13 protein-coding genes and 3 pseudogenes are annotated in these 22,201 nt (G+C 47.3%); 8 read left to right on the top strand and 8 right to left on the bottom strand.

Annotated features, from left to right (window positions below; genetic code table 11):
- Nucleotides 1–4: 4 nt before the first annotated feature.
- Nucleotides 5–1,106, top strand: a pseudogene (locus ACIDITHRIX25_RS72330) (IS630 family transposase).
- A gap of 507 nt (nt 1,107–1,613) precedes the next feature.
- Here the strand turns inward: ACIDITHRIX25_RS72330 and ACIDITHRIX25_RS72325 are convergent.
- The 5 genes from ACIDITHRIX25_RS72325 to ACIDITHRIX25_RS72305 are packed head-to-tail and all read right to left on the bottom strand — an operon-like array spanning nt 1,614 to nt 3,761.
- Nucleotides 1,614–2,141: a group II intron maturase-specific domain-containing protein gene (locus tag ACIDITHRIX25_RS72325; RefSeq protein ID WP_201732515.1), complete on the bottom strand. Its 528-nt coding sequence runs from the start codon at nt 2,139–2,141 to the stop codon at nt 1,614–1,616.
- Nucleotides 2,104–2,421 (bottom strand): reverse transcriptase domain-containing protein, encoded by a 318-nt coding sequence (locus tag ACIDITHRIX25_RS72320; protein WP_201732514.1) that lies wholly within the window; start codon nt 2,419–2,421, stop codon nt 2,104–2,106. Before ACIDITHRIX25_RS72320 ends, ACIDITHRIX25_RS72325 begins: the two co-directional genes overlap by 38 nt.
- Nucleotides 2,399–2,566 (bottom strand): hypothetical protein, encoded by a 168-nt coding sequence (locus ACIDITHRIX25_RS72315; protein WP_200891162.1) that lies wholly within the window; start codon nt 2,564–2,566, stop codon nt 2,399–2,401. The genes ACIDITHRIX25_RS72320 and ACIDITHRIX25_RS72315 overlap by 23 nt, the downstream gene beginning before the upstream one ends.
- Nucleotides 2,567–2,571: 5 nt before the next feature.
- A complete protein-coding gene (locus ACIDITHRIX25_RS72310) occupies nt 2,572–3,441 on the bottom strand; it encodes an IS3 family transposase (protein ID WP_052604222.1) in 870 nt (289 codons plus the stop codon).
- A complete protein-coding gene (locus ACIDITHRIX25_RS72305; protein ID WP_052604224.1) occupies nt 3,441–3,761 on the bottom strand; it encodes a transposase in 321 nt (106 codons plus the stop codon). Before ACIDITHRIX25_RS72305 ends, ACIDITHRIX25_RS72310 begins: the two co-directional genes overlap by 1 nt.
- 1,169 nt (nt 3,762–4,930) lie before the next feature.
- Between ACIDITHRIX25_RS72305 and ACIDITHRIX25_RS72300 the strand changes: the two genes are divergently transcribed.
- The 4 genes and pseudogenes from ACIDITHRIX25_RS72300 (at nt 4,931) to ACIDITHRIX25_RS72285 (ending at nt 12,158) form a co-directional block, all read left to right on the top strand.
- A complete protein-coding gene (locus tag ACIDITHRIX25_RS72300; protein WP_052604227.1) occupies nt 4,931–7,000 on the top strand; it encodes a hypothetical protein in 2,070 nt (689 codons plus the stop codon).
- A gap of 1,512 nt (nt 7,001–8,512) precedes the next feature.
- Entirely contained in the window at nt 8,513–8,704 is a 192-nt protein-coding gene (locus tag ACIDITHRIX25_RS72295; RefSeq protein ID WP_201732513.1) for a hypothetical protein, read from the top strand.
- A gap of 462 nt (nt 8,705–9,166) precedes the next feature.
- A pseudogene (locus ACIDITHRIX25_RS72290) lies at nt 9,167–10,767 on the top strand (APC family permease).
- 289 nt (nt 10,768–11,056) lie between these two features.
- Nucleotides 11,057–12,158, top strand: a pseudogene (locus ACIDITHRIX25_RS72285) (IS630 family transposase).
- 599 nt (nt 12,159–12,757) lie between these two features.
- On the opposite strand, the gene ACIDITHRIX25_RS72280 reads toward ACIDITHRIX25_RS72285, so the two are convergent.
- Together ACIDITHRIX25_RS72280 and ACIDITHRIX25_RS72275 are read right to left on the bottom strand one after the other, a co-directional pair.
- Complete coding sequence (locus ACIDITHRIX25_RS72280; RefSeq protein ID WP_052604229.1) at nt 12,758–13,195, bottom strand: hypothetical protein; 438 nt, start codon at nt 13,193–13,195, stop codon at nt 12,758–12,760.
- Nucleotides 13,196–13,862: 667 nt separating this feature from the next.
- Nucleotides 13,863–14,948: a mechanosensitive ion channel family protein gene (locus ACIDITHRIX25_RS72275; protein ID WP_201732511.1), complete on the bottom strand. Its 1,086-nt coding sequence runs from the start codon at nt 14,946–14,948 to the stop codon at nt 13,863–13,865.
- A 570-nt stretch (nt 14,949–15,518) separates the two neighbouring features.
- Here ACIDITHRIX25_RS72275 and ACIDITHRIX25_RS72270 point away from each other — a divergent pair.
- On the top strand, nt 15,519–16,079 hold the full coding sequence (locus ACIDITHRIX25_RS72270) for a sigma-70 family RNA polymerase sigma factor (protein WP_201732510.1): 561 nt from the start codon (nt 15,519–15,521) through the stop codon (nt 16,077–16,079).
- Nucleotides 16,076–16,336, top strand: a complete 261-nt coding sequence (locus tag ACIDITHRIX25_RS72265; protein WP_052604233.1) for an anti-sigma factor family protein — start codon at nt 16,076–16,078, stop codon at nt 16,334–16,336. Before ACIDITHRIX25_RS72270 ends, ACIDITHRIX25_RS72265 begins: the two co-directional genes overlap by 4 nt.
- Before the next feature lie 281 nt (nt 16,337–16,617).
- Here the strand turns inward: ACIDITHRIX25_RS72265 and ACIDITHRIX25_RS72260 are convergent, their stop codons facing one another.
- On the bottom strand, nt 16,618–17,745 hold the full coding sequence (locus tag ACIDITHRIX25_RS72260; RefSeq protein ID WP_201732509.1) for a class D sortase: 1,128 nt from the start codon (nt 17,743–17,745) through the stop codon (nt 16,618–16,620).
- Nucleotides 17,746–18,889: 1,144 nt separating this feature from the next.
- On the opposite strand from ACIDITHRIX25_RS72260, the gene ACIDITHRIX25_RS72255 reads away from it, so the two are divergent.
- Nucleotides 18,890–22,102: a DEAD/DEAH box helicase gene (locus tag ACIDITHRIX25_RS72255; protein WP_052604235.1), complete on the top strand. Its 3,213-nt coding sequence runs from the start codon at nt 18,890–18,892 to the stop codon at nt 22,100–22,102.
- The last annotated feature ends 99 nt before the right edge of the window (nt 22,103–22,201 follow it).

Genomic DNA, 22,201 nt, shown 5'->3' with positions numbered 1-22,201 from the left:
AAACATTGATGCCAACCAGAGCAAGCCGCCCAAGAAGAGATCTGGACGACAAGCTTCGGTGGTTCCGCTCAGTCCCAAAGAACGTAGCGAATTAGAAGCAGTGGTAAGAAAGTCCACAGCTCCCATAGGACAGGTGGCAAGGGCCAGCATTGCCCTATGGAGTAACGAAGGGGTTGGACACCAACGAGATCGCGCAAAGACTTCAGATATCTACAGAGACGGTATGCAAATGGAAGCGGCGTTTTATCAACTACGGAGTGGAACTTCTCGATGACGCACCGAGAAGTGGAAAACCGAGAAGCATTGATGACGAAAAGATCGCCGAGATTCTAAGGATCACTTTGGAAGAAGAGCCCCCGCTTGCTACCCAGTGGTCGACGTCTTCAATGTCCAAGCGGATCGGGGTATCACCAGCGAGCATCTCACGTATCTGGAGAACCTTTGGCCTCAAGCCCCATGTCTTGGGATACTTCAACATCAGTACCGATCCGGCCTTTACCGAAAAGGTCCGCGACATAACTGGGATCTATCTCAATCCCCCTGATGCTGCACTGGTACTATGTATTGACGAAAAGACACAGATCCAGGCGTTGGATAGAACCCAGCCACTGCTTCCCATGAGACCTTTTGTTCCAGAGCGGCAAACACATGACTACAAACGCAACGGCACAACAAATCTCTTTGCAGCACTTGATGTTGCCTCTGGCAAGGTGATCACCAACACCACAAAGGCTCATCGGGCGATCGAGTTCATAGCCTTTTTGGATCAGGTGAAAAAAGAAGTTCCAAAAGAACTCGAAGTCCATATCATCCTGGACAATTATGCAACGCATAAAACCGATGCTGTACGGGCCTGGCTCATAAAAAACCCCAGATTCCACTTCCATTTTACACCCACCTACTCCTCGTGGATGAACCTGGTTGAGAGATGGTTCTCGGAACTGACTACTAAAATGCTCCACACATCCACCCATAAGTCACAAAAGCAACTCGTTGCTTCGATCAACACCTGGGCAGAGCGCTGGAACCAAGACCCAACACCATTTAGGTGGGTAAAGACAGCTGACGAGATATTAGCATCGATGGCAAAGTATCTGGGGAACTAGAACTCAGGGAACTTATGAGAGGGGACACTAGAAGGTCCCTTAATTAATGCCTAAATGGCTCGTTTTCTGATATTTATTTGTCCATAGTCCTCCCGCTGTTGGATTAGAAAGTTGTCTTTCGCTTTTCTGAGGATTACGGACAACTCTAAGCCAGGAATAGCACAATGGGTAGCTGATTCCAATACGTAGTCGGGTAGGCACGACCCATAGCTGAGCCGTGCCCCCCTTTCTTATGTGGCTAATAATTAGCATCAGCGGTTGTTGGGGGAGGAAGCTCCGAAAGTTCGTACAGGATACTGCGGATGGGGTGGAATTGGCCGATCATCCATCCAAGTTCCATCTGATTTGCTTCATCGAAAGTTTTCTAAAAAATAGCTTTCAATGAGATAAGACCGGTCAGATACTAATGCTCTAGGCAAACAAAGACGCTACGTCTGAACCACCACGAAAAGGGCTGGATCCTATCGGGTTCAGCTAGAGGTGATTTCGAGGCGGTGAATGCTTACCTTAGCTATATCGATCTAGAGAGAAAAAGGTTTCCTTGGCAAGGGCATGGCGATGATAGTTCGCCCAGCCCCGGATCACCGGGTTCAGTTGCCGTATGAGACTTTCCTGCTTAGCCGTCTTGTTAGAGGAGATGATCTGGCATATTTTAGATTTAACCGCAGCCATGTTGTCCTTAGAGGGCCTTTGCAGAAGCTTTCCCTTGTACTTTCGGAAGTTCCAACCCAGGAAGTCAAAGCCATCAGCAATATTGGTGATATTGGTCTTTTCCGGTGAAGCCATGAGACCACGCTCCGCCATAAAAGCTTCTATCACAGGTTTCACCTGGTATTCCAACAGCTCTTTAGAGATGCCGGTGACGATAAAATCATCCGCGAATCTTACCATGTTGACCTTGCGACCTCGAAATTGCTGCTTGAGCAGTGTTTTAAGACCATCTAGTGTCAAATTTGCCAATACTGCTGAAACTGGGCTCTCTTTCGGTGTCCCGAGGTCACTCAGAAAGAGCCTTCCTCTTTCTTGAGTATCCAACCTTTGGCCACTTAATCAGAATCGCTTTGTCCATAGGGATATTGGCGATTAGCCAGTCGTGGCTGATATTGTCAAAGAAGCCTTTGATGTCGCCCTCAAGTATCCACTGTGCCCGGTTGCAGTTCGCCAGCACGATAAAGCACTGTCCGGCCGCATCTTGCCTTGAGCGGGCGGTACGAAATCCGCAGCAGTTCGGATCCTCCAATGTCTCTGCGATGGGATCGAGTGCCAGCTTATATAAAGCTTGGAATGCTCGATCACCCATTAGGGGAATTCCCAAGGGTCTCTTCTTTGGGGTTTTTCTTGGCTATGTAGATGCGTCGAAGGGCCAAAGGCTGATAGCCCCGCTGCGTCACCTGTGTTATGGCATCTGTCTTTGATTTGGGTGTTGACCAGATTTGAGGTTGCCCATAAATAATGGACACATTGACTACGCCGCCTTGGCGGACTCCAATAATGTTAGTTCATAACCAACTGGTGAGACGTTACCGATCTTCGAGTACCGCCTTTTATGGTTATAAAAGTCCATGTAACTCCTAATCCCAGCCCTCAATTCGGACATACCTTCAAATACGTGCCGGTAGAAGTACTCGTGTTTGAAGATCGACCAGAACGATTCAGCTGTTGCATGGTCGTAGCAAGATCCAGTTTTACCCATTGACCGGATAATGCCATTCTGTTCACAGAGTTCCACGACGCGACGATCGGTGAATTGGCTCCCGCGATCGGTATGGAAAATTGCGCCTTGGATATCGTCTCCCCTGAGGGAGATTGCCTGCTGGAGTGCTTCAATGACAAGGCTTGTCCTCATGTGGCGATCGACAGAATATCCAAGCACCCTGCCGGAGTGCTCATCACGAATAGCACAAAGGTAGGCAAATCCCTCTCCAACTCGCAAGTAAGTGATATCCGAGGTAAGAACGGCATTTAGATATCCCTTGTCGAAGTCACGTTCGACGAGGTCACTGGGATAACAAGCCTTTGGATCAGCGGTAGTGGTTTTGACCTTGAATGATCTGGGGGATATACCCTCTATTCCAAGATCTCTCATCCGAGTTGCAACGCTGTTTTTACTGATTACCTCCCCGCGATCGTGAAGCTCAGCGGTGATTCTTGGAGCGCCATAAGTTCCATTAGATTCCCTGTGAATGGAGAGTATCTTTGCCTCAAGGTCATTTCTAGCCACCTTGGCATCGGCTGGGTTCTCTAACCGATGTAGCCAGGCATAGTAGCCAGATCGAGACACTTCAAGTAGTCGCGCCATTCGTGCTATCTCAAAGTTAGCGCACTCCGCTTCCATCAGGGCAAATCTTTCTTGTTTGCTTGCTTGGCTGCGAAGTACGCGGCTGCTTTTCCCAGGAACTCATTATCTTTTTTGAGCTCTGCCATCTCACGACGAAGCTTTATGAGTTCTCTTCTTTCATCAGCGCTCAGTGGTCCTTCATTGACACTAGAAGCTGCCTCTAGACGTATTCGTTCATCTTTTACCCACCTATATAGAGCCTCTTGGGAAATAGATAGCTCACTAGCTACCTCTGGAATGAACGTGGCGGAATCTATAACTCGATGAGCAGCTTCAGTCTTGAACTCAAGGGTGAATTTACGCCTTGTTGCTCCCATGATGACATCCTTTCTACCAACAATCTATGTTGGCTTAACAGGTGTCCACTAAATCTGGGGAACCTCACCATCGCTCCTACCAGAGGCAATGAGCAAACTCGTTCCGTAGGATTTTATTCTCAAGGATTCACAACATTGACCCTAAGCCACTGCGCCTTTTTGACTCGCTTGACACGGGACATATTCCGGTTGGCTTTGATTGTGATAAACCCATCCTGAACCACTGACTGGTTATGCGAACTCTCAGAAAACCAGACCACTGCTACCAATCGAACCTGGTTGATCACCGAAGACAGGTGGCGAGCAAGGAACTTGCATTCAGCTCTTCTTTAAGCGCTTTCATACTTCACGCACCTTCGCCAAAAAAATAACTTCGAAACCAGCCCAAAGAGATACCGGCGATTCCGTTGAACCGCTTGGCGGTCGAACCTAGATATCAGAGACAACAGCTATTTCCCATGCGTGCAAAGGATGAGAATGCGAAGGTCGTCTATGTCCACTATGGCTTTGTGGAATCTCCACTGCATCCACTGACAATGTTGAAGTTACTACCTCTAGATATCACGAAGTAGTTCCCAAAAATGACTCCCTAATCTTGGAGGATCAATATGGTATGAAAACTACGGAAATAGGATTGCGCTGAATCACTAAAGAAGTGAATTGCCCTCTCCTTCGAACTTCTGGTCCAAATAGATCCGCAGTTCCTTGGATCGGCGAAGAAGCGATAGCCTATTTTGGCCGCCTGATTAGGAGTTACCATAAAAGAGCCCTCTTTATTATCATTTATCCACCACACGATTATTTGAAATGCGCCCAATCGATATGGCATTCCAGGAGTATGGATCAGTTCGTACCTCAGCAGATGCAACTTGCAAATGGGTCCGCTCTAAAGTTCTTTGAATATGATTGGCGACTGACTTGGTTGCAACTAAATGCCATCAAGCTATCGCCTAAGGCGACAAGTGCCAACCAATCATTGTGCCAACATTTGAACCCAACCAGAATCTTTGATAGCGCCACTGGGCAAGACCCACAAAATACGACCCACATATCCTTAGTTACAATAATTGACACTCCTAGGCCTTGACAAGGGGCCAAGGATGGGCTATTATGGGACGGAAACTATGATTTCAAAGCGAATAATCTAATTTTAAATCTCCTGAGGGCTCTTGGTCAATCTTGGATATCCTGCCTGCAACACTAGAACAGAAGGTGACGATATAGCTTCTAGATCCTATCGACGAACAAGCTCTAGTTTCTCGTGGTCGCTGCTGGCACTGACCCTCGCAGCACTGATATTGGGTGCATGTGGAAATAGCACCACAACTGGCACCACCCCCAAGCAAACAACCAATTCTTCTGCAACAGTCACACTTGCAAACGTTAAAAAGACACCAACCAACCCATCTTTGGTAGCCACTACTTTGCCTGAGGCGGGGTGTTCCTTTGGAGGAATCAGGCAATCGATGAGTGGAGCAATCTCGGGCTGCTATCGAATCCCAAACCTCAGACCAGGGACATATTGGTTAAGTGTCGATCAAGGCATCAACCAAAGAGGAGCCAATGCGACAATTCAAGGCTTTCCAACTACTAACGCGCAAGGCAATTCTGGACCCCATGTTTTGCTCTCACTCGCTCCTTCAAATGGACCGCCTGGATCCGTCATTACCATTCATGGACAAGTCAGTGGAAACCTATCTCCACTCCCCTCTTATGCAAATTTTTGCTGGGCTGGCTGCGAAGTGGGCCTTCAATATGACGGAGTTCCCCTTTCTTGGAGCGGAACACACAACTTTGTGGCAAGCCTTACCCTTCCCTCAGGACCTTGGATAGCGCGAAATAACGACCTCCCTGCATATCCTAAGATTGGAAGTTACGAAGTCTCAGTGCAATGTTTAGTCTCATTTAGAGGGTGCGGACTCGGATCGTCTGAAGGTAAGACCAATTTTTCGATAACCAGCAACCCACCAAGCTCCAAGCAAATTTTGAAGCTGAGTGCAAAAGGCGTTTATCCAGGTCAAGTGGTAAAAATTGCAGGATCCGTTCCCCTGGTCAATATCATAGGATCCAACCAGTCATTCGTCTATCAATTCAACATGACCCCAAAGGCAATCTCAACCTACCATTTGATTAAATACAAGAAAAGTGGAAACCAAGCCGCCTTCGTTGACCTTGGCGCAATAAAAGTTAAAGTAGATGCAGCGGCATTCCTGAGTAGCTATCCACTCAAATCGCCAACAAACCCGCAGTTGGGGGGATTATTGGCGATTGCGATAAACCAATCATTGCCCGGTGTGGTGTTAGGTTGCACTCAAAGTGGCATCACCGAATTGAACCATGGAACTCGATCAAACATACCAGTATCGACGCTCGGAAGCCTGCTAGGGTCTCCTTCGTTTGGTCCTCACGTCTGTAGTACCGTGGTCGATTACAAGACTTCATCGGGCCAGCTTCTCGTAGCGGCTGGGTTTAGCAGCCAAAATAGTTCGTCGGCCGGTCCCCCGTTTATGCTTGTGCCAGTTATTACCTCTAACCTAGGAAAGAGCTGGAGTCAAATTCCAACGCCATCCGGCTTGGCGCCTTCCAGCTTTGATGGATTTGCTCAAAACACAAATGGAATCTCGGTATTCTTTAACACAGCTTCCAACAATCTGGCAGTTGAGACTACCACCAACGCCAAGGACTGGATTACGGGTTCCCTAAAGTGCACACAAAGCGGAGGTTGCGTCCGCTTTGGTGGAGTTACATATGGAAATTGCGCCATGAACGGGAGCTCCCAATCACTCCTATTCTCGAAGTCCTCAACTGCTACGCTAAAACAGATACCGTGGCCTAGCTCTGTCAATGCATGCTTTGAATCCGAACTTTTCAAATCGGGCTCAAACCGGTATCTCCTTTCTGGCTCTTCATCCTATTCTTTGCGCATCTCTAGTAATGGAGGTGCCAATTGGGAGGTGGTCAGTGGAGTTCCAAGCCTGCCAGGCTTACCGCCTTACGTCTCCTCTAATAGCCCTGAAACTATCCTTCCGAATGGATCATTGATTGAATATTCGCCGAATAACGCACTTTATCTGTTGAGCCGACAGCTCAAATGGTGCAAGGTAGGAACGCAAAGTACCTTGAAAAATGTAGGTCCATACCTGGTTCCGGGGCGAAAAAACGTCTATTTTGAGCAATATCTCAAAAGTGGCACAACTCTAGGCTTTCTGAGCGACAGTAAAATTCACTGCAGCAGGTGATTATTGCCTTATGGAACTAGGGCTACCACAAGGGGTTACTTGGCTAAAATATCCAGGGAATACTCCTTTTTCGGTATTGGGTTCAGGCCACGGCGACTGCTACTACACAAAGTACCCATACAAGTTTTAAAGATTCCATCGCGGTAACCCAATTCGAAAGTTATCTCGAAAATAGTGAAGGTAAACCCCAGGTAAGACTATCTTGACTGGTGGCCGCAATAACTATTGCCGAACGCCAGAGGATCTAATCTTGATATCGACACAACATGATTTTGGGGATCTAAGCTGGCGAGACTGAACATTCCTTACCACTCGGCACTTGCTTTGGTCAGACACATTTAAAATCACATCGCGATAGATGACCATAGAAAAAAATACAAATAAAAGACGACTTGGCAAGCAAGTGAATCGACAGGTCACGTCTCGCGCTAGCATTTCGCTGGTTTTGCGATAACCCTCAGTCGCCAACTTTGGCGCGTTGGCGACACTAGGCCAGTAAATTTACCACCGCAAAAAAGTTGATTTAAGTGTTAGCGTCATCGTTAACTAATTCAAAGCTGAATATCTCAAAGCTCAATGAGATGCGGGAACCGCACCTAGCAGCTGTGCCGACCCAAAGGGTCTCTGCCGTGATAATCGTACTAGAGGCAAAGCAAACGACCACTCCAACAGATGATCTTCGATATAGACATTTAAAACACCTTAGGCGACAAGTCGGCCCACGAGAAACTATATGGTGACCTCCTCCAGAGCCAGAGAAATCTGACGTTACGTTAAGAGTCAAGGCTCGCCGACCCAAAAGCCCATTCAAGATCGAAAGTTCCGCTCAAGGATGATATCCGACTTAGACAGTTGCCTCTTTTGAAAAGATTATCGCTTATCAGATGATAACCGCATTCAATCCATCGATAAGGAAAACTTTCGCTGTCAAACCACAGATAACTATGGACGCTATTTCGTTGACACTTCGTCCGCGTGAGTCGGCACTTGGGTTGCCATAAGAGATAGCGCTACTCAAAATTATCTCGATTACCTCTCGTCGAAGAACAATTTCATCTGCGTTAGTTCAATCAATCGCGCCGGTGGCGGGTCCCCATTTAATGGTCCAAAATTATTGTGATTTTTGGATCGGGCTGTTTTTAGGGGTTCGCGACTCTAAGGAAAATTCATAGAGCTTTTTGTTAATTAGTAGTAGTAGTAGCTGGTTGTTGAGCCTGTGGTCGAGATCTGGCACCTGTGTGTAAACGCGAAGCGTTTTCCACATGTGTTAGATTATTTGCGAAAAATGAGCAATGTTAGGTCTGATGCATCATTCAGCATGGTTCGTGATTAGTTCCCACCTGGGAAAACAGTTTTAAGCAGTTCTATAGGAGTTTGTCCATCGCGCACCAAAGCGCTGGTGGGAATGGATATATAACACCTGTAGTCAGTTAGATGCAATAATGATGCATCTAATAAGTTGGGTCGAAGTACATAATGTTGTATCTGATGCCACAACAGGGAGGAGCACGAATGAGACGACCGTCTGGTTCGGCTGCATTGGCTTTGGTGGGTGCTGGAACGCCACTGCGCGTAGAGCCGATGTTATTTGATGCAATGTTGGAGGGATGGCGATGCCAGCATATGGCGCGTCGGCTATCTCCTTCTATGATCCGAAGTCGTGAACGAGTGGTAAGGCGATTCGGTGACTACTGCGAAACCTAGGAGTCTCTAGGATCTTTCTAGCATATCCCTAACTTATATTTCAACAATATGATTGTTAAGTTCGCCACTGCCAGATTAAAAAGCACACCGCCCCAGCGGGCTTCAATCTAAGGCTGCATCGAGAAGATGCTACTAACGGTAACGAAATTCGCTTCATCATTAACAGAAATCTTATGCTCTAGCAGAAATGAAACCATATTAGTAGCTGTCCTTCCAAGCGATAGAGGCCATAGACCATGTGCGGTTTCGCTGAGCCATAGACGGTTACCAATCCTGGGAATCAAGGCCAAGCTGTCACATTACGTCGATTCTGTTGCTCGTATTTAGATATTCCGCCAGGAGAAATCGAATGAATTAGAATTATACACAAATATAAAATTGCTCTAGTGGTAAATATCCTGGACTTTTAGCGGATCCTATTTTAGGATTTGCTAAAGTCCTTTCCTAGAAGATCTAATACCCATGCTGGAGAACGAAATATTGAGCGTTCTTGAAGCAAGGGTGCGGGGTGCAGATCCTTCAAATAGATGGTGTGTAATGGGGCACGCCATAATGTATCAAGGAAGGCTAACTCCTTTGGACACAAATGAAGATATTGTTCCCGGTAAATTGTCTGGAACAGAGGTAGAACCTAGACCAATGGCTCCGGCCGGCCGCCAGCATCGGTTGGCCTCTGGGTCATTGGGCGTAGTTGATATTTCGGCTGCAACAATGGCAAATATTGGGCCGGCGATGAGTTTCTATTTCGGCTTTGGATTCCTAGCGGTTACCGCAGGTGTAGCATCACCGCTCACCATAGTTGCCGCTGGTATAGCCATCGCATTTCTAGCCAATACCCTTTCGGAGTTCTCTAAAGCTCAACCATCTGCTGGAGGTTTTATAACTTTCGTCGGAAAGACATTTGGACCAACTAGTGCAGTTACCACTGCTATTTTGGCTGGTGTTGGCTACATAGTAGCCATGGCCTCGGTAATTGCAGTCTCGGGAGGGTTTCTATCTATCATCCTCAACCACTACTTAAAGTGGAACGTACCTTGGGGTATCCTAACGGTAATCCTTACCATACTTGCCGTGATCTTGATGATTAGAGGTGTCTCGGTTTCGACCAAAGTCGCTGGATTCTTCTTCGCCTTCGAAATAACAGTTCTCATAATCGTGGCAGTGGTAGCGATCATCCAAAACGGTGGCCACCTTTCGCTAACTCCGTTTGAACCAAGCCATATAACAAATGGGATGTCTGGCCTTGCGGCTGGATTTCCGCTAGCAATCTATCTTTTTATCGGTTGGGAAAATTCCGCAGCCCTTGCTGAGGAGACAAACAACCGAGGAAGAATGTCCCTAAAGCCGTATTTACTTCGGTCGCAATTATGTCTATTAGCTATATCGTCTTTGCGTATGCAACCGTGACAGGCTTCAACTACAACGTTACCAAGCTAGGAAATGCTGCGATACCTTTTATCACTGTCGCAAATGGGACAATAGGAATTCTGGCATTTCTTGCATACCTAGCTGGTATGACTTCTACCCTCGGTGCGCTGGTGGCAGGGACAAACTCTCAAGCCAGGCTCATCTTCTCAGCGGGCAGAGAGGGACTTTTGCCTTCAATAATTGGAAAGGTGCATCAAGAGCGGCGTACTCCAATGAACGCCATTTTGACCTTTATAGGTATCTCGGTCCTACTGATCGGCGGATGGGCGATCGCGCATTTGTTGGGTTCAGGGACGATGGACCCAATCAACTTCTTCGCGGAGTCATCCACAATGGGAACGATTCTGGTACTAATTGTCTACCTTTTGGCCAACCTAGCTCTGCCCTTTTATTACAAGAAATACCGACCGGCAGACTTTAGGGTTGTCCGTCACGGTGTCTTGCCGATCTTAGGTGCTTTATCAATAGTGGTACCTCTTTACTACCTTGCTAAGCCTGGACAACCAACTCCCTATAACTGGTATCCCTACATCGCACTCGCAATCGTTGTTTTAGCTGTCATCTATGCCGCTATTCTTTCAAAGCGAAACCCTGGGCTTGGCGACAGAGTCGGATCAATCGTTGCCGACGAATAGAAACTGACGATTTTTCACCGGATGGGCTCAATGGGCCAATGCCATGCTCGCTTGAGCCCATCCTCCCCCCCTTTTTTTTTTACTTTTCAAACCCTAAAAATGGCGAATCTAACTGCCAAATATTGACTTCAAGGGCACCGTTTCGCCAACTATAGATAGAGCTAGTGTCCCCTCTCATAATTTCCCTGAAACTGAGGAATTAATCCCTTCTAAGGTTGTTCTCCTTGGTAAGGACATAACCTTGCAAGGGAGAACGATGCAAAGTCACACCGTTTCAGAGGAGCCAAACATTGATGCCAACCAGAGCAAGCCGCCCAAGAAGAGATCTGGACGACAAGCTTCGGTGGTTCCGCTCAGTCCCAAAGAACGTAGCGAATTAGAAGCAGTGGTAAGAAAGTCCACAGCTCCCATAGGACAGGTGGCAAGGGCCAGCATTGCCCTATGGAGTAACGAAGGGGTTGGACACCAACGAGATCGCGCAAAGACTTCAGATATCTACAGAGACGGTATGCAAATGGAAGCGGCGTTTTATCAACTACGGAGTGGAACTTCTCGATGACGCACCGAGAAGTGGAAAACCGAGAAGCATTGATGACGAAAAGATCGCCGAGATTCTAAGGATCACTTTGGAAGAAGAGCCCCCGCTTGCTACCCAGTGGTCGACGTCTTCAATGTCCAAGCGGATCGGGGTATCACCAGCGAGCATCTCACGTATCTGGAGAACCTTTGGCCTCAAGCCCCATGTCTTGGGATACTTCAACATCAGTACCGATCCGGCCTTTACCGAAAAGGTCCGCGACATAACTGGGATCTATCTCAATCCCCCTGATGCTGCACTGGTACTATGTATTGACGAAAAGACACAGATCCAGGCGTTGGATAGAACCCAGCCACTGCTTCCCATGAGACCTTTTGTTCCAGAGCGGCAAACACATGACTACAAACGCAACGGCACAACAAATCTCTTTGCAGCACTTGATGTTGCCTCTGGCAAGGTGATCACCAACACCACAAAGGCTCATCGGGCGATCGAGTTCATAGCCTTTTTGGATCAGGTGAAAAAAGAAGTTCCAAAAGAACTCGAAGTCCATATCATCCTGGACAATTATGCAACGCATAAAACCGATGCTGTACGGGCCTGGCTCATAAAAAACCCCAGATTCCACTTCCATTTTACACCCACCTACTCCTCGTGGATGAACCTGGTTGAGAGATGGTTCTCGGAACTGACTACCAAAATGCTCCGCAGATCCACCCATAAGTCAAAAAAGCAACTCGTTGCTTCGATCAACACCTGGGCAGAGCGCTGGAACCAAGACCCAACACCATTTAGGTGGGTAAAGACAGCTGACGAGATATTCGCATCGATGGCAAAGTATCTGGGGAACTAGAACTCAGGGAACTTATGAGAGGGGACACTAGCTGGAAGGTATCAATTGCACCCGTGGTCATTCTTCAAGAGAAAAGACGCTTATACGGGCTCGCTAGGCAGGCCAAGGAAAAACCATTGAATCTATGGATAAGTGCCAAATGACAACACAAGATTAAATAGCACCTGGTTTAGAATTCACTTGAAAGACCGGCACTTGTAGACCCAAGGAAAAAACCAGTTTCACAAGGACGGCGATAAGGGTCTGTCGTTAATAGTAAAGTTGAATCGCGACAGATCCATATCCGTCAATCTTCTTTATTCCAGCGCACAATTCTATCTTCCAATTTATCTAAGTCAAAGGAGAATTTGATTCGATGGCAGGACTGATAACCTCTAAAAAATATTTGGATGTATCCTTTTGCCAACTTCGACCTAGAGGACTGATTCTGTAGGAACAATTGCTCGAAGTAGCAGCACAAAGGGATCGTATCATCGCATGCCACAGCGAAGTTTGGATAGACTCCATTTGTTAGGCGCAAAATTTACGATCACCGCTACAAAGCACTTTTCCCATGAGAGCTGCAATCGGAATGGTTCGCGGTTGCTCCAAATAACAACTCAAAGCTTTACGGCGACGTTTTGATAGTACTTTCGATGCATAAAAATTGCAACGGAAATGGGAGCTAGGATCAACAAGGCCAAGGCAAAAAGAGCTATAGCGGAACTAACTATTCCTGTTGTGATGCAATGGACTACAACAGGTCCTTGATGGCTAGGACCAACCAACCCTGTGGAGCAACTCGATGATCCAGAAGGCATCCCCAAAAGGGTAACGGCAGGCAGTAGCCCTCCGGGCACTATTAGAGTCGCAATCAATTTTTGGGCAGTAGTCCATCCTTGATCCATCCAAAGTCTCCAGATGCCAACGAACCATCCAATTCCAAAGACAAATGCGCCAAATAGGATCCACATAAGCGTCGCCGTGGGAGAGACATATCTCCTTTGGCGAGATTCCATTGGATTGCTATCATCTCGATTCATTGACCTTGGATTCATGATGGCTCCAACAACATAATCATTAGCATTGTCTGCACACTTCCTAAACTTGAGATAATGGGGTCTTGTTAGTTGCAGTTAGCAAAACCTAGACCTCTATTCACTTGACAGCCAGGGCCCTTGACTCTTGAGACTATCTGAAAATCTACTTTAACTCGGAGTCCAACTTTGACTAATCGACAAATTACAGTTCTTGGATGCGTCTTTGGGCGGCTGATAGGCCCTCGTAACCAAAGGTTAAAGCATTCCATTTATTCCAAAGAATATACCCATGGACGATTCGGCCGCAATAGCGACTCCCAATAGTTGAAAAAAGGGGCACATGTAAAAGCGATGTGTAGAACATCATGAATAGAGATGGCCACATGTATACATTCTTCGTGGCCGCTAGCTTGGTATTCTCAACGGCCTTTGGCATCGCGAAGGAACTAAACACCTACCAACCGGACCGCTTTGGTTCTTTGATCAAAAGACAACCGCCATAGAAAAGCTAACTTTGAAGTAAAAATCTACGATTCTTGCCTAGTGGCACTCCGACACTATCAAAATGCCCATAGGTGCCGAATTGGTTACACTTGAATGGAACTGAGAGATTTTTAGCCCAAAGGAAAGAGGAGCGATTTCGTCCCGTAATGGTCTAGGGCTAAATCCGCTAATGTCAGATCGTCTAGTTCTGCGTCGTATCCTTGCCCGCGGCCGGCTTTGCAACGTCAATATGCACCCTGGGAAGGCTGCCAGGGTTGTTATCCATTAGATAGGTGATCAAGTGCTCGCGTACGTCACAGCGTAGATTCCATGAATTTCCCGAAGTTGATGATGAAACTAAAGCTCTAATTTGAATAGCTAGTTCAGTTGAATTGACAACCTGCAAGGTCACTACTCTCTTATCCCATAGAGGATGGCTAGATACGTAGTCGATCAATTCCTTACGCAATTCAGGGATAGAGACCGAGTAATCAACGAAGATCAAAACAGCGCCGAGGAGCTGGGAAGTATCTCTCGTCCAGTTCTCAAAGGGAGTATTTACAAAATATGAGACAGGCAATACCAGCCTGCGTTCGTCCCAAATCTTTACCACCACATATGTCAACGTGATAGCCTCTATCGTGCCCCACTCGTTTTGGACTACAACGACGTCGCCAATCCGCAGTGCACCCGAAAATGCGATTTGAATCCCGGCAATCATATTACCTAGCGTTGACTGACCAGCGATTCCAGCAACGATACTCAAAACGCCAGCTGAAGCCAAGACCGTAGTCCCAAACGTCCTAATCGCTGGCAAGGTGGTGAGCGATACCAGGATGCCGATGATGATTATCGTGATCGATATCACCCGATGGATCAGGCTTACTTGGGTAACTGTGCGTCTCGCGTCTCTGTTGTCGACCACCGTAATATCAAATCTCTCCACCACCATGGTGGATACGACGGCCAATATGTTTACAATAATCCAGACAATTGTAAGAATTACCGCTATTTGAGCAGCGTAGTTAAGGCCAAGTCGCCATCGAAAAGGGGCGAATCTAATCGACTCAGTGCCAGAGAGCGCAAAGGAAAAGGCGATAACAGACTTTCGGGTGCTATTTATAACCATAACAAAGTGTTTGGAATGTCTTCGTTTGGATAGTTTTGAGAGAACTCCATAGACGACAACCACCAAGACAACAGAGCCCACCATCGCAATTAGTGCTCTGAGCCAGTTGCTAGAGAGAACGTTGTTAGTAAAAGACGCAAAGATTTGAATGGCGGTCATTGTCTTAGATCCTATCGGGAATACCAAAGAGTAAACGAAGAGTGACGAGATCTCTGAGCGTGCTAAAGCCATCTATCTATCGGTTTGAACCTAGCGCCAACAAAAAAGGATTCTTATTGGCGCGATAAATATCGAGACCCAACCTGTTGCTTTGAGGTAGGCAAAACGCAACAACGAACCAAACCCCAACCCTAGGTGTCAATGAGCCAGAGAGACCGGCTAGGTAAGCCCTATGGAATGCATGGCAGGTCGATATGGTACATTCCGACCGAGGAGTAGGCTCGGTCCATGCATTCAATCCTGCCCTTGAGGGCGCAGATGGCGTCTCACTCGAGTTGACTTTGGCTTGATCTTGGATCATCAAAGTGTGCGATACGGCTTATAGGAACTATCCTTCCTAAGCCTGCACCATCGGTAGTGGATTCAAGGAGAACTAACCATCGCAAAACTCGCTTCTTCATCATTGGTTTGGCTAGTTCTTCAAAATCAAATGGAGCTGCGAGCCAACTCCTCAAAAGGCAATCTTTAATTATTTTGGAATAGCTCAACTTCAAAGAGGGTTCCTCAAACGTGGCAAACGCGAGTGATCATGATCAGCTAAATATTTCATTCGATAGATATGTCGTGCCAGAAATCGAAGTACTAACGCGCGTCGCATTATCCATTACTCGAAATCACAGCGACGCAAGCGACCTTGTCCAAGAGACTTTGTTAAATGCCTACAAGGGCCTTGGCAACTTTGATGGCTTATACCCTCGCGCTTGGCTCTTTACTATTATGCGAAATACTCAAATTAAGCGTTACCGCAAGCGACGGCCTTCGCTTATCACAAAAGAGGAGCTTGAGGCATTTGAGAATTCGAAGAATCCCTCCCATTCCGGGGGCTCCGCCGAGGATGCATTTCTCGCGAGCCAATTTGGAGAGGAAGTTCTAACCGGCCTAAACGCTTTGGTGCCAGCTCAACGCCTCGTCATTGAACTTATAGATGTGGTTGGCCTATCTTACGGAGAAGCCGCGGAAGCCCTTGGCATTCCGCAAGGGACGGTAATGAGCCGCCTACACAGAGGTCGATCGTCAATTCGCCAACACCTTAGCGATGCTGGCCTTGCACCAAAGAGAGGGTTGCGATGAATCCATTTATCGAAACCGCAAAGCGGATCGAATGTATGCACAACATACGAAGACTGCAGCAATATTTAGATGGAACTTTGCCTGAACCATCCCGCCGAAAGACAAAGGCTCATCTAGAGGTTTGTCGTCGTTGTGGCCTTGAGGCGACCGTCTACAGCGACATAAAAAAAGCTTTGAGACAAAGCGCTCCTGAAATAGATTCAGTACTGCTCAACGAATTGAAACTACGCGGTGAGCAACTACGTAACCAACCATGAAGACCAAGAACCACTAGACAGCCTTGTCTTGGCAGGCACTTTAGTCTCTTTCGAAAGAGCAAAGGGTCAAGGTTCGAAATAGTTTAGCGCTTGTTTGCAACCACGAGCTTGGTTACAAACCATCCTGAGACATCTTCGCTATGGCCATTATGGCGAAAGTGAAACTTCAAGGTCATCGCAAACGATGCCAACCTTGAAATGGGTTGTCATCAAAGAAACCAACAATGCAACCGACGTAAAAGAACTACTTATCGCTCAAAAACTATTGGATCGACAAAGAATCAGGCGCCAAACGTCACATTCGTGATAGAGAGTTCATTGTTAGATATCGATTCAGTTACCGAAACTAGCCGATGATTCAGTCCCCCCGAGAGGGTTACGCCCGTCGCAGTTGTACCATCGATGTCTTCTGTAATTGAGAGCGCCGAGGTAGACGACAAGTTCACCCCAGATAACGAAGTTGGATAGGTAACTGAAGGCGCGAGCGATCGCCACCAACTTTGAGAAGAGGCCTCCAATGCGTGAATGACACCAAACCACCCCTGTAACGCTGTTGCCTCAATCACAAGGGGCGCATTCGACTGCTCAAAGTAGCTTGATGGGGTTCCGCTAAATTGCATCTCACCCATCATCTGAGTGTTATTTCCGAGAATGAGTAACGCAGGGTTGAGACCTTGGGGAATGGCAAAGCCAATCTTTACAGTTGGTAGAGATGGAACAGTTGAGCTGGTATCAATGGAGCCTTGAGGCTTGGTTCCAACGTATCGCGCTGTTACTACGTATCTGTCCGGGGTATACCAAAGGGCATTGGGCGGCCAACAGGTATCGAGAACCACTCCGCCGCCTTTGGATATCGGTACCGAAGCACCCGGTTTTGTAACCACTGCACCCGTTACAGCGAAGGTATAGGTGGCACAGGGCACGGTGTAGGTAATAGTGTCGCCGGGTTTGAGCTGAGAAAGATGTGAAAAGAAGCTTACATCATGAGCCGCAAATAGGGCTGTCGTCGTGGGTCCCGGCCATGGCGTTAGAGGGTCATGACCAATCGAGATATCCAAAACCGAGTTACCTAGCCCTTGTTGAACGGGAGCAGTTAGCGAGATCTTGGCAACTTGCAGAACACCGGGTCCTGGTGAAGCTATGCAATCCTGTCCCAGCCTTTGACGATATGCGGTTGCAATTAGTTGTTTCGAGGTGTTTTTTAAAAGTGCAGCAGCTCCGCTCGAAGAACGATTATTCCACCACAAGGGATAACCCACACCAATCGCCGCGACGGCTAAAAGGCTAAAACCAATGGATACACGAATCTTACCTCTGGGACGCCTAGGCATCCCATGAAGCGGCTGACGCGAAGGCTTAGGCATCATATGAAGCGGCTGACGAAAGTGCTTGCCCTTTTTTACAAACATATAGTGATCTGTCCTACTTTTTTGCCGCGCAAATTATTCGTTTTAAGTCCTATAGTTAAATCGACCTAACTACCAGCTAGTTTGAATTGAATTTCATCGAATTTTTTACCATTCCCAACTCTGAATCTACCAGCAATTTCAAGCAAGTACAAGACTCCTGTACCACTCTAAGCTAAATCAAGGTTCGAGGCACTGCCCTAAATTACTATTGGCGGCTCACTCTGTATTTGTCGGCGTCTACCCCAAAAAGAAAAAAGTTCCAGGGTTGTTGGTAGCACCTGGTCCGATATCGAATCCAAGTTAGCAATCCACAATAGAACAATCGAATGCATATCTACCTGTTGAGAAGTTAGCAATCCCAACAGGTAGCCAGAGTTGCATCCGAACGGGATGAGCATCTCCGACAAGAATTCCACCCATCTGTCAAGCTTCACGTGGTGACGCTTACCTGGCGCCAATCATATTTCTTATTTGAATCTCTAGATAAGGCGCACTATAGAAGATACTTCAATTAAGCAGAATAAAAGTAGACGAATTGGGCGTCTACCTTTGCTTTCTCGAAGTAGTAGATCGTTGAGGAAAATCTTAAATCCTATCGATAAGTAAGGTAAATTTCATCACGTAACGATGCCTCAAGTCACTAACGATTGGGGGTTCGCCCGAGCTTGTCCTTGGTATGGCGCTTGATTCGCTCATTTTCCAAAGTCTGATAAGCGGGGTATTTACGATCGAGTGGCAACCAAATAGCTCCAGCACCTCCAAGACATCCTCGTAAAGCCAATAGTAACGTTTATGCTAGATTTGGTTGCTGAATGGTAGTGTCCAAGATGGATCGCCGAAAGAGTCGTCTTGCAAGGTTACAAGGCGCAAAAACCTCTAGTGCATCGCGATAGCTCTGGCCCAACATTCACTACCTTCAGCTTATGAGCGCGGACACAAACCACGCAAGCAAGCTAATGGATCGGTTAGCTAAAGTGAGGTAATCCAATCATTAGCCCTGCCAAAACTCACTATATACAAGATTGAACCGATCACTAGTTGATAGTTTCAACGCCTTCAATCTTGGCTAAACTAGATGGGTCTAGTGAATCAACGAGATGATTGACGCCATAACTAAGTGCGATCATCCCATACGACAGGAGCAATGCTGTCTTTTTTCATCCAAAGTTTTATTGAGCCAAATGGACGGATCGTCTTTTGGTTCGAACAGACCCGATGGTCCGAAACAAGCGCTATCAATACTCAAAGCGCACGGCACCCTTTCTCTTGGTGGCCAACCAAGACCCGATCGGGACTCAGAACAGCAATAGAGGGCTGTTTTAGTGGAGTCGAAATCTTTCTGGCCGAAGATAGCCTGCGACTACCCATTTGCGCAAAAGGAGTCCCAAAACCATCGCCAAATAATTGGATAGAGATACCTTCGGACTTTCCTAAAAAGTCCGGGCTATCGAATTTCTCGATTCCTATCTTGGGAACAATGCCTCTGCTTGGCGCAAATCAGATTCTCACGGTCCTAGACAAGCTAGGCGAGTTGGAAGTTTCTGTCAGTGGTTCAGATGAGACCCTTCGTTTCATGCAGTCACCATCTACCCAAACCCTTGCCATAATCGCTGAATTTGCCCTCTCGTTGGTAAAGCGACAGCAATTTATTCCTTACGCTTCGCCGATAATTGGCAACCCGGGTGCCGCTAACGGTCGATGGAAGAGTATTTTGGGACGCCAAGATGTTCAGTTCGTTCGCCACATTCTCGAAGAGGGAACCGGCGAACTATTCGCAAAAGTCCTATCTACAAGGGATCAAAGTGCAGCGCTACCACCCAAATTGCTTCGTATCGCCATCGACATCATGCTGGATCAAGAGATTCGCGAGGCAATTAGCGATCCGATTTGGTTCTCGTACTACCACGCCACAGGTTCCAAACCACTAGATCACTTCTTGGCCAAACTAGCCGATAATCCACTTTCGCCTATTGTATCTAACTTCACCCTTCAAGGTCGACTCCCCGAGATATTAGATGAGTGGCGAGAACGAGTAAAAGGCGAGCTCGCTCCATTACGACTAGCCCTAAGGATCTCTCCACCTGGATATTACGAAGCCGAAACAAGTGACGAAGACGCCGACCCAACAGAGGACCTATGGGAGGTTGCATTTGGCCTCTCTCAACGTAATGCGCTAGGAACCTTCCTGGATCCAAGCTCGCCGAATGACCTTGAATCGGTTCTCGACGAACTCAAAATCACCCCGGATGAAGCTGAGCTAATCTATCTGAAGTCCCTCACTCGCATTGCCACCTATGATCCTTTGATTGAGCAGGCTGCCCAACTTGGTAAAGGTGGTCGGATCTTAATTCCAAGCAACGATGTAATTACATTCGTGCGCGGAACCGCCGCCATCCTCGCAGAAAAAGAGGGCGTTGCACTCCTGCTACCTCGCACGCTCCGCGATGCGATAAAGCCCAAGGTGCATATTTCTAGCGCGCCTGTAAAGTCCAAGAATCCCAAGATGGGCCTTGAAGCGCTCTTTACCTTCACCGCCAAAGTTAGCATTGGCGAAAGGGAGCTCTCGCGGGAGGAGATAGAGTCGCTGCTAGCAAGTCAAAGTCCGATAGCCAAAGTCGATGACGATTGGTTCTTCGTAGACAGGCGTGGATTGACCCGGGCTCTGTCGTATCTAACACGCCACGAGCAACAATCCAAGCGAACACTCGCATCAATCCTCTCTGAGACAATCGGCGATATAGATGACGATGATCTCATCTCTATCGAGCGACCAGACCCCCAAACACTTATCGATGCTATGGCCAAGGGACGCAAGCGAGCACTGGAGTCTTTCGTAGAACCCAAAGGCTTCACACTCCCCCTTCGAGACTATCAAAGGCGCGGGGTGGATTGGCTAGCTTCCTTAGAGGCAATAGGCCTAGGCGCCTGCTTAGCTGACGATATGGGCCTTGGAAAGACCGCACAGATAATAGCGCTCTTAGCCCAGGAACATCAAGATTTACTATCGGCGGCAACCTTTGAAATTTCAGAGTCCCCATCATCGACATCTTCCTCTGATTCTCCTTCCACAGAGATCACCGAGACTCATGCAACTCTAATAATTGCTCCGGTTTCGGTCGTTGGAAACTGGAAGAGAGAGCTCGCACGCTTTTACCCCGCCCTCTCGGTAATGGTTCATCATGGATCCAATCGGTCAGATGGAGTCGAATTCACCGAGAGTGTAAAAAAACACGACGTCGTCATAACGAGTTACTCCCTATTGGCTAGAGATATCTCAACGCTATCTGCGCTCAAATGGCACCGCGTCGTCGTTGATGAAGCCCAGAATATCAAAAATCCCTCCGCAGCCATGACAGTTGCTGCGAATTCTCTTATCTCTAGCCGCAGGATTGCACTAACAGGCACGCCGGTAGAGAACCACACCGGCGAACTCTGGGCGATTATGAACTTCATAAACCCAGGCCTTCTTGGCTCTAGAACTGGTTTTAGAACTAAGTTTTCGATTCCCATTGAAAGGGAGAACAACCAGACGGTTGCAACCCACCTTGGCAAGGCTATAGCTCCCTTCCTCCTTAGGCGGCTAAAGACAGATAAATCCATTATTGCTGACCTCCCAGACAAGATCGAGATCAAGGAGTACTGCGGCCTCTCTCAAGAACAGGAAGCACTCTATAAGAATGCAGTTTTAAGACTACAAGAGTCGTTGGAATCAGCGAGTCAGATGCAGAGACGCGGAGCGATTCTGGCTTCGATCACCAGGTTGAAGCAGATCTGTAACCACCCGACCCTGGTAAAAGAAGCCACCTCGCTTAGAGGTAATTCGGCCAAAATGCAAAGGCTAGAGGAGCTGCTAGAGGAGATTTTAGAAGGTGATGAAAAGGTAATCATCTTTACTCAATTCACGACATTTGGCAATCTCCTACACGAACACCTCCAAGAACGATTTCGACAAAGAGTCTTATATCTACATGGCGGGTCAACAATGCCACAACGTGATTCGATGGTAAGTGAATTTGCCACCCCAGGCGGGCCATCAATCTTTTTACTTTCTCTAAAAGCAGGTGGTACTGGCTTAAATTTAACAGCGGCCAACCATGTGATTCACTACGATAGATGGTGGAATTCAGCAGTAGAGTCACAGGCCACAGACAGAGCATTCCGAATAGGACAACGTAAAGACGTCGTGGTTAGAAAGTTGATCTGCGAAGGTACTCTCGAGGAGCGAATTGATGCCATAATCGAATCGAAGAAGGCTCTGGCGGATAGTCTGATCTCAACTGGAGAGACCTGGATCACCGAACTAGATGACACCGCGCTAATGGACCTCCTCAGCCTCACTCCATCCGAACAAGATTAGACAAAGAAACAGGTGCAGTTGAATTGGTTTCGTCGCCTTTAAACCTGATATCACAGATCCTCTATTCCAAAAACTTTCATTCCTTGAACCTCGAGGAGC

The sequence above is a fragment of the Acidithrix sp. C25 genome, assembly GCF_904848545.2.
This window is presented reverse-complemented; position numbering and strand designations above follow the sequence as displayed.

Coding starts and splice junctions, on each gene's coding strand:
- ACIDITHRIX25_RS72305 (WP_052604224.1), bottom strand. CDS start 3,761: ATGGGAGCAACAAGGCGTAAATTCACCCTTGAGTTCAAGACTGAAGCT.
- ACIDITHRIX25_RS72265 (WP_052604233.1), top strand. CDS start 16,076: ATGAATCCATTTATCGAAACCGCAAAGCGGATCGAATGTATGCACAAC.
- ACIDITHRIX25_RS72260 (WP_201732509.1), bottom strand. CDS start 17,745: ATGTTTGTAAAAAAGGGCAAGCACTTTCGTCAGCCGCTTCATATGATG.
- ACIDITHRIX25_RS72275 (WP_201732511.1), bottom strand. CDS start 14,948: ATGACCGCCATTCAAATCTTTGCGTCTTTTACTAACAACGTTCTCTCT.
- ACIDITHRIX25_RS72255 (WP_052604235.1), top strand. CDS start 18,890: ATGCTGTCTTTTTTCATCCAAAGTTTTATTGAGCCAAATGGACGGATC.
- ACIDITHRIX25_RS72295 (WP_201732513.1), top strand. CDS start 8,513: ATGAGACGACCGTCTGGTTCGGCTGCATTGGCTTTGGTGGGTGCTGGA.
- ACIDITHRIX25_RS72310 (WP_052604222.1), bottom strand. CDS start 3,441: ATGGAAGCGGAGTGCGCTAACTTTGAGATAGCACGAATGGCGCGACTA.
- ACIDITHRIX25_RS72280 (WP_052604229.1), bottom strand. CDS start 13,195: ATGAATCCAAGGTCAATGAATCGAGATGATAGCAATCCAATGGAATCT.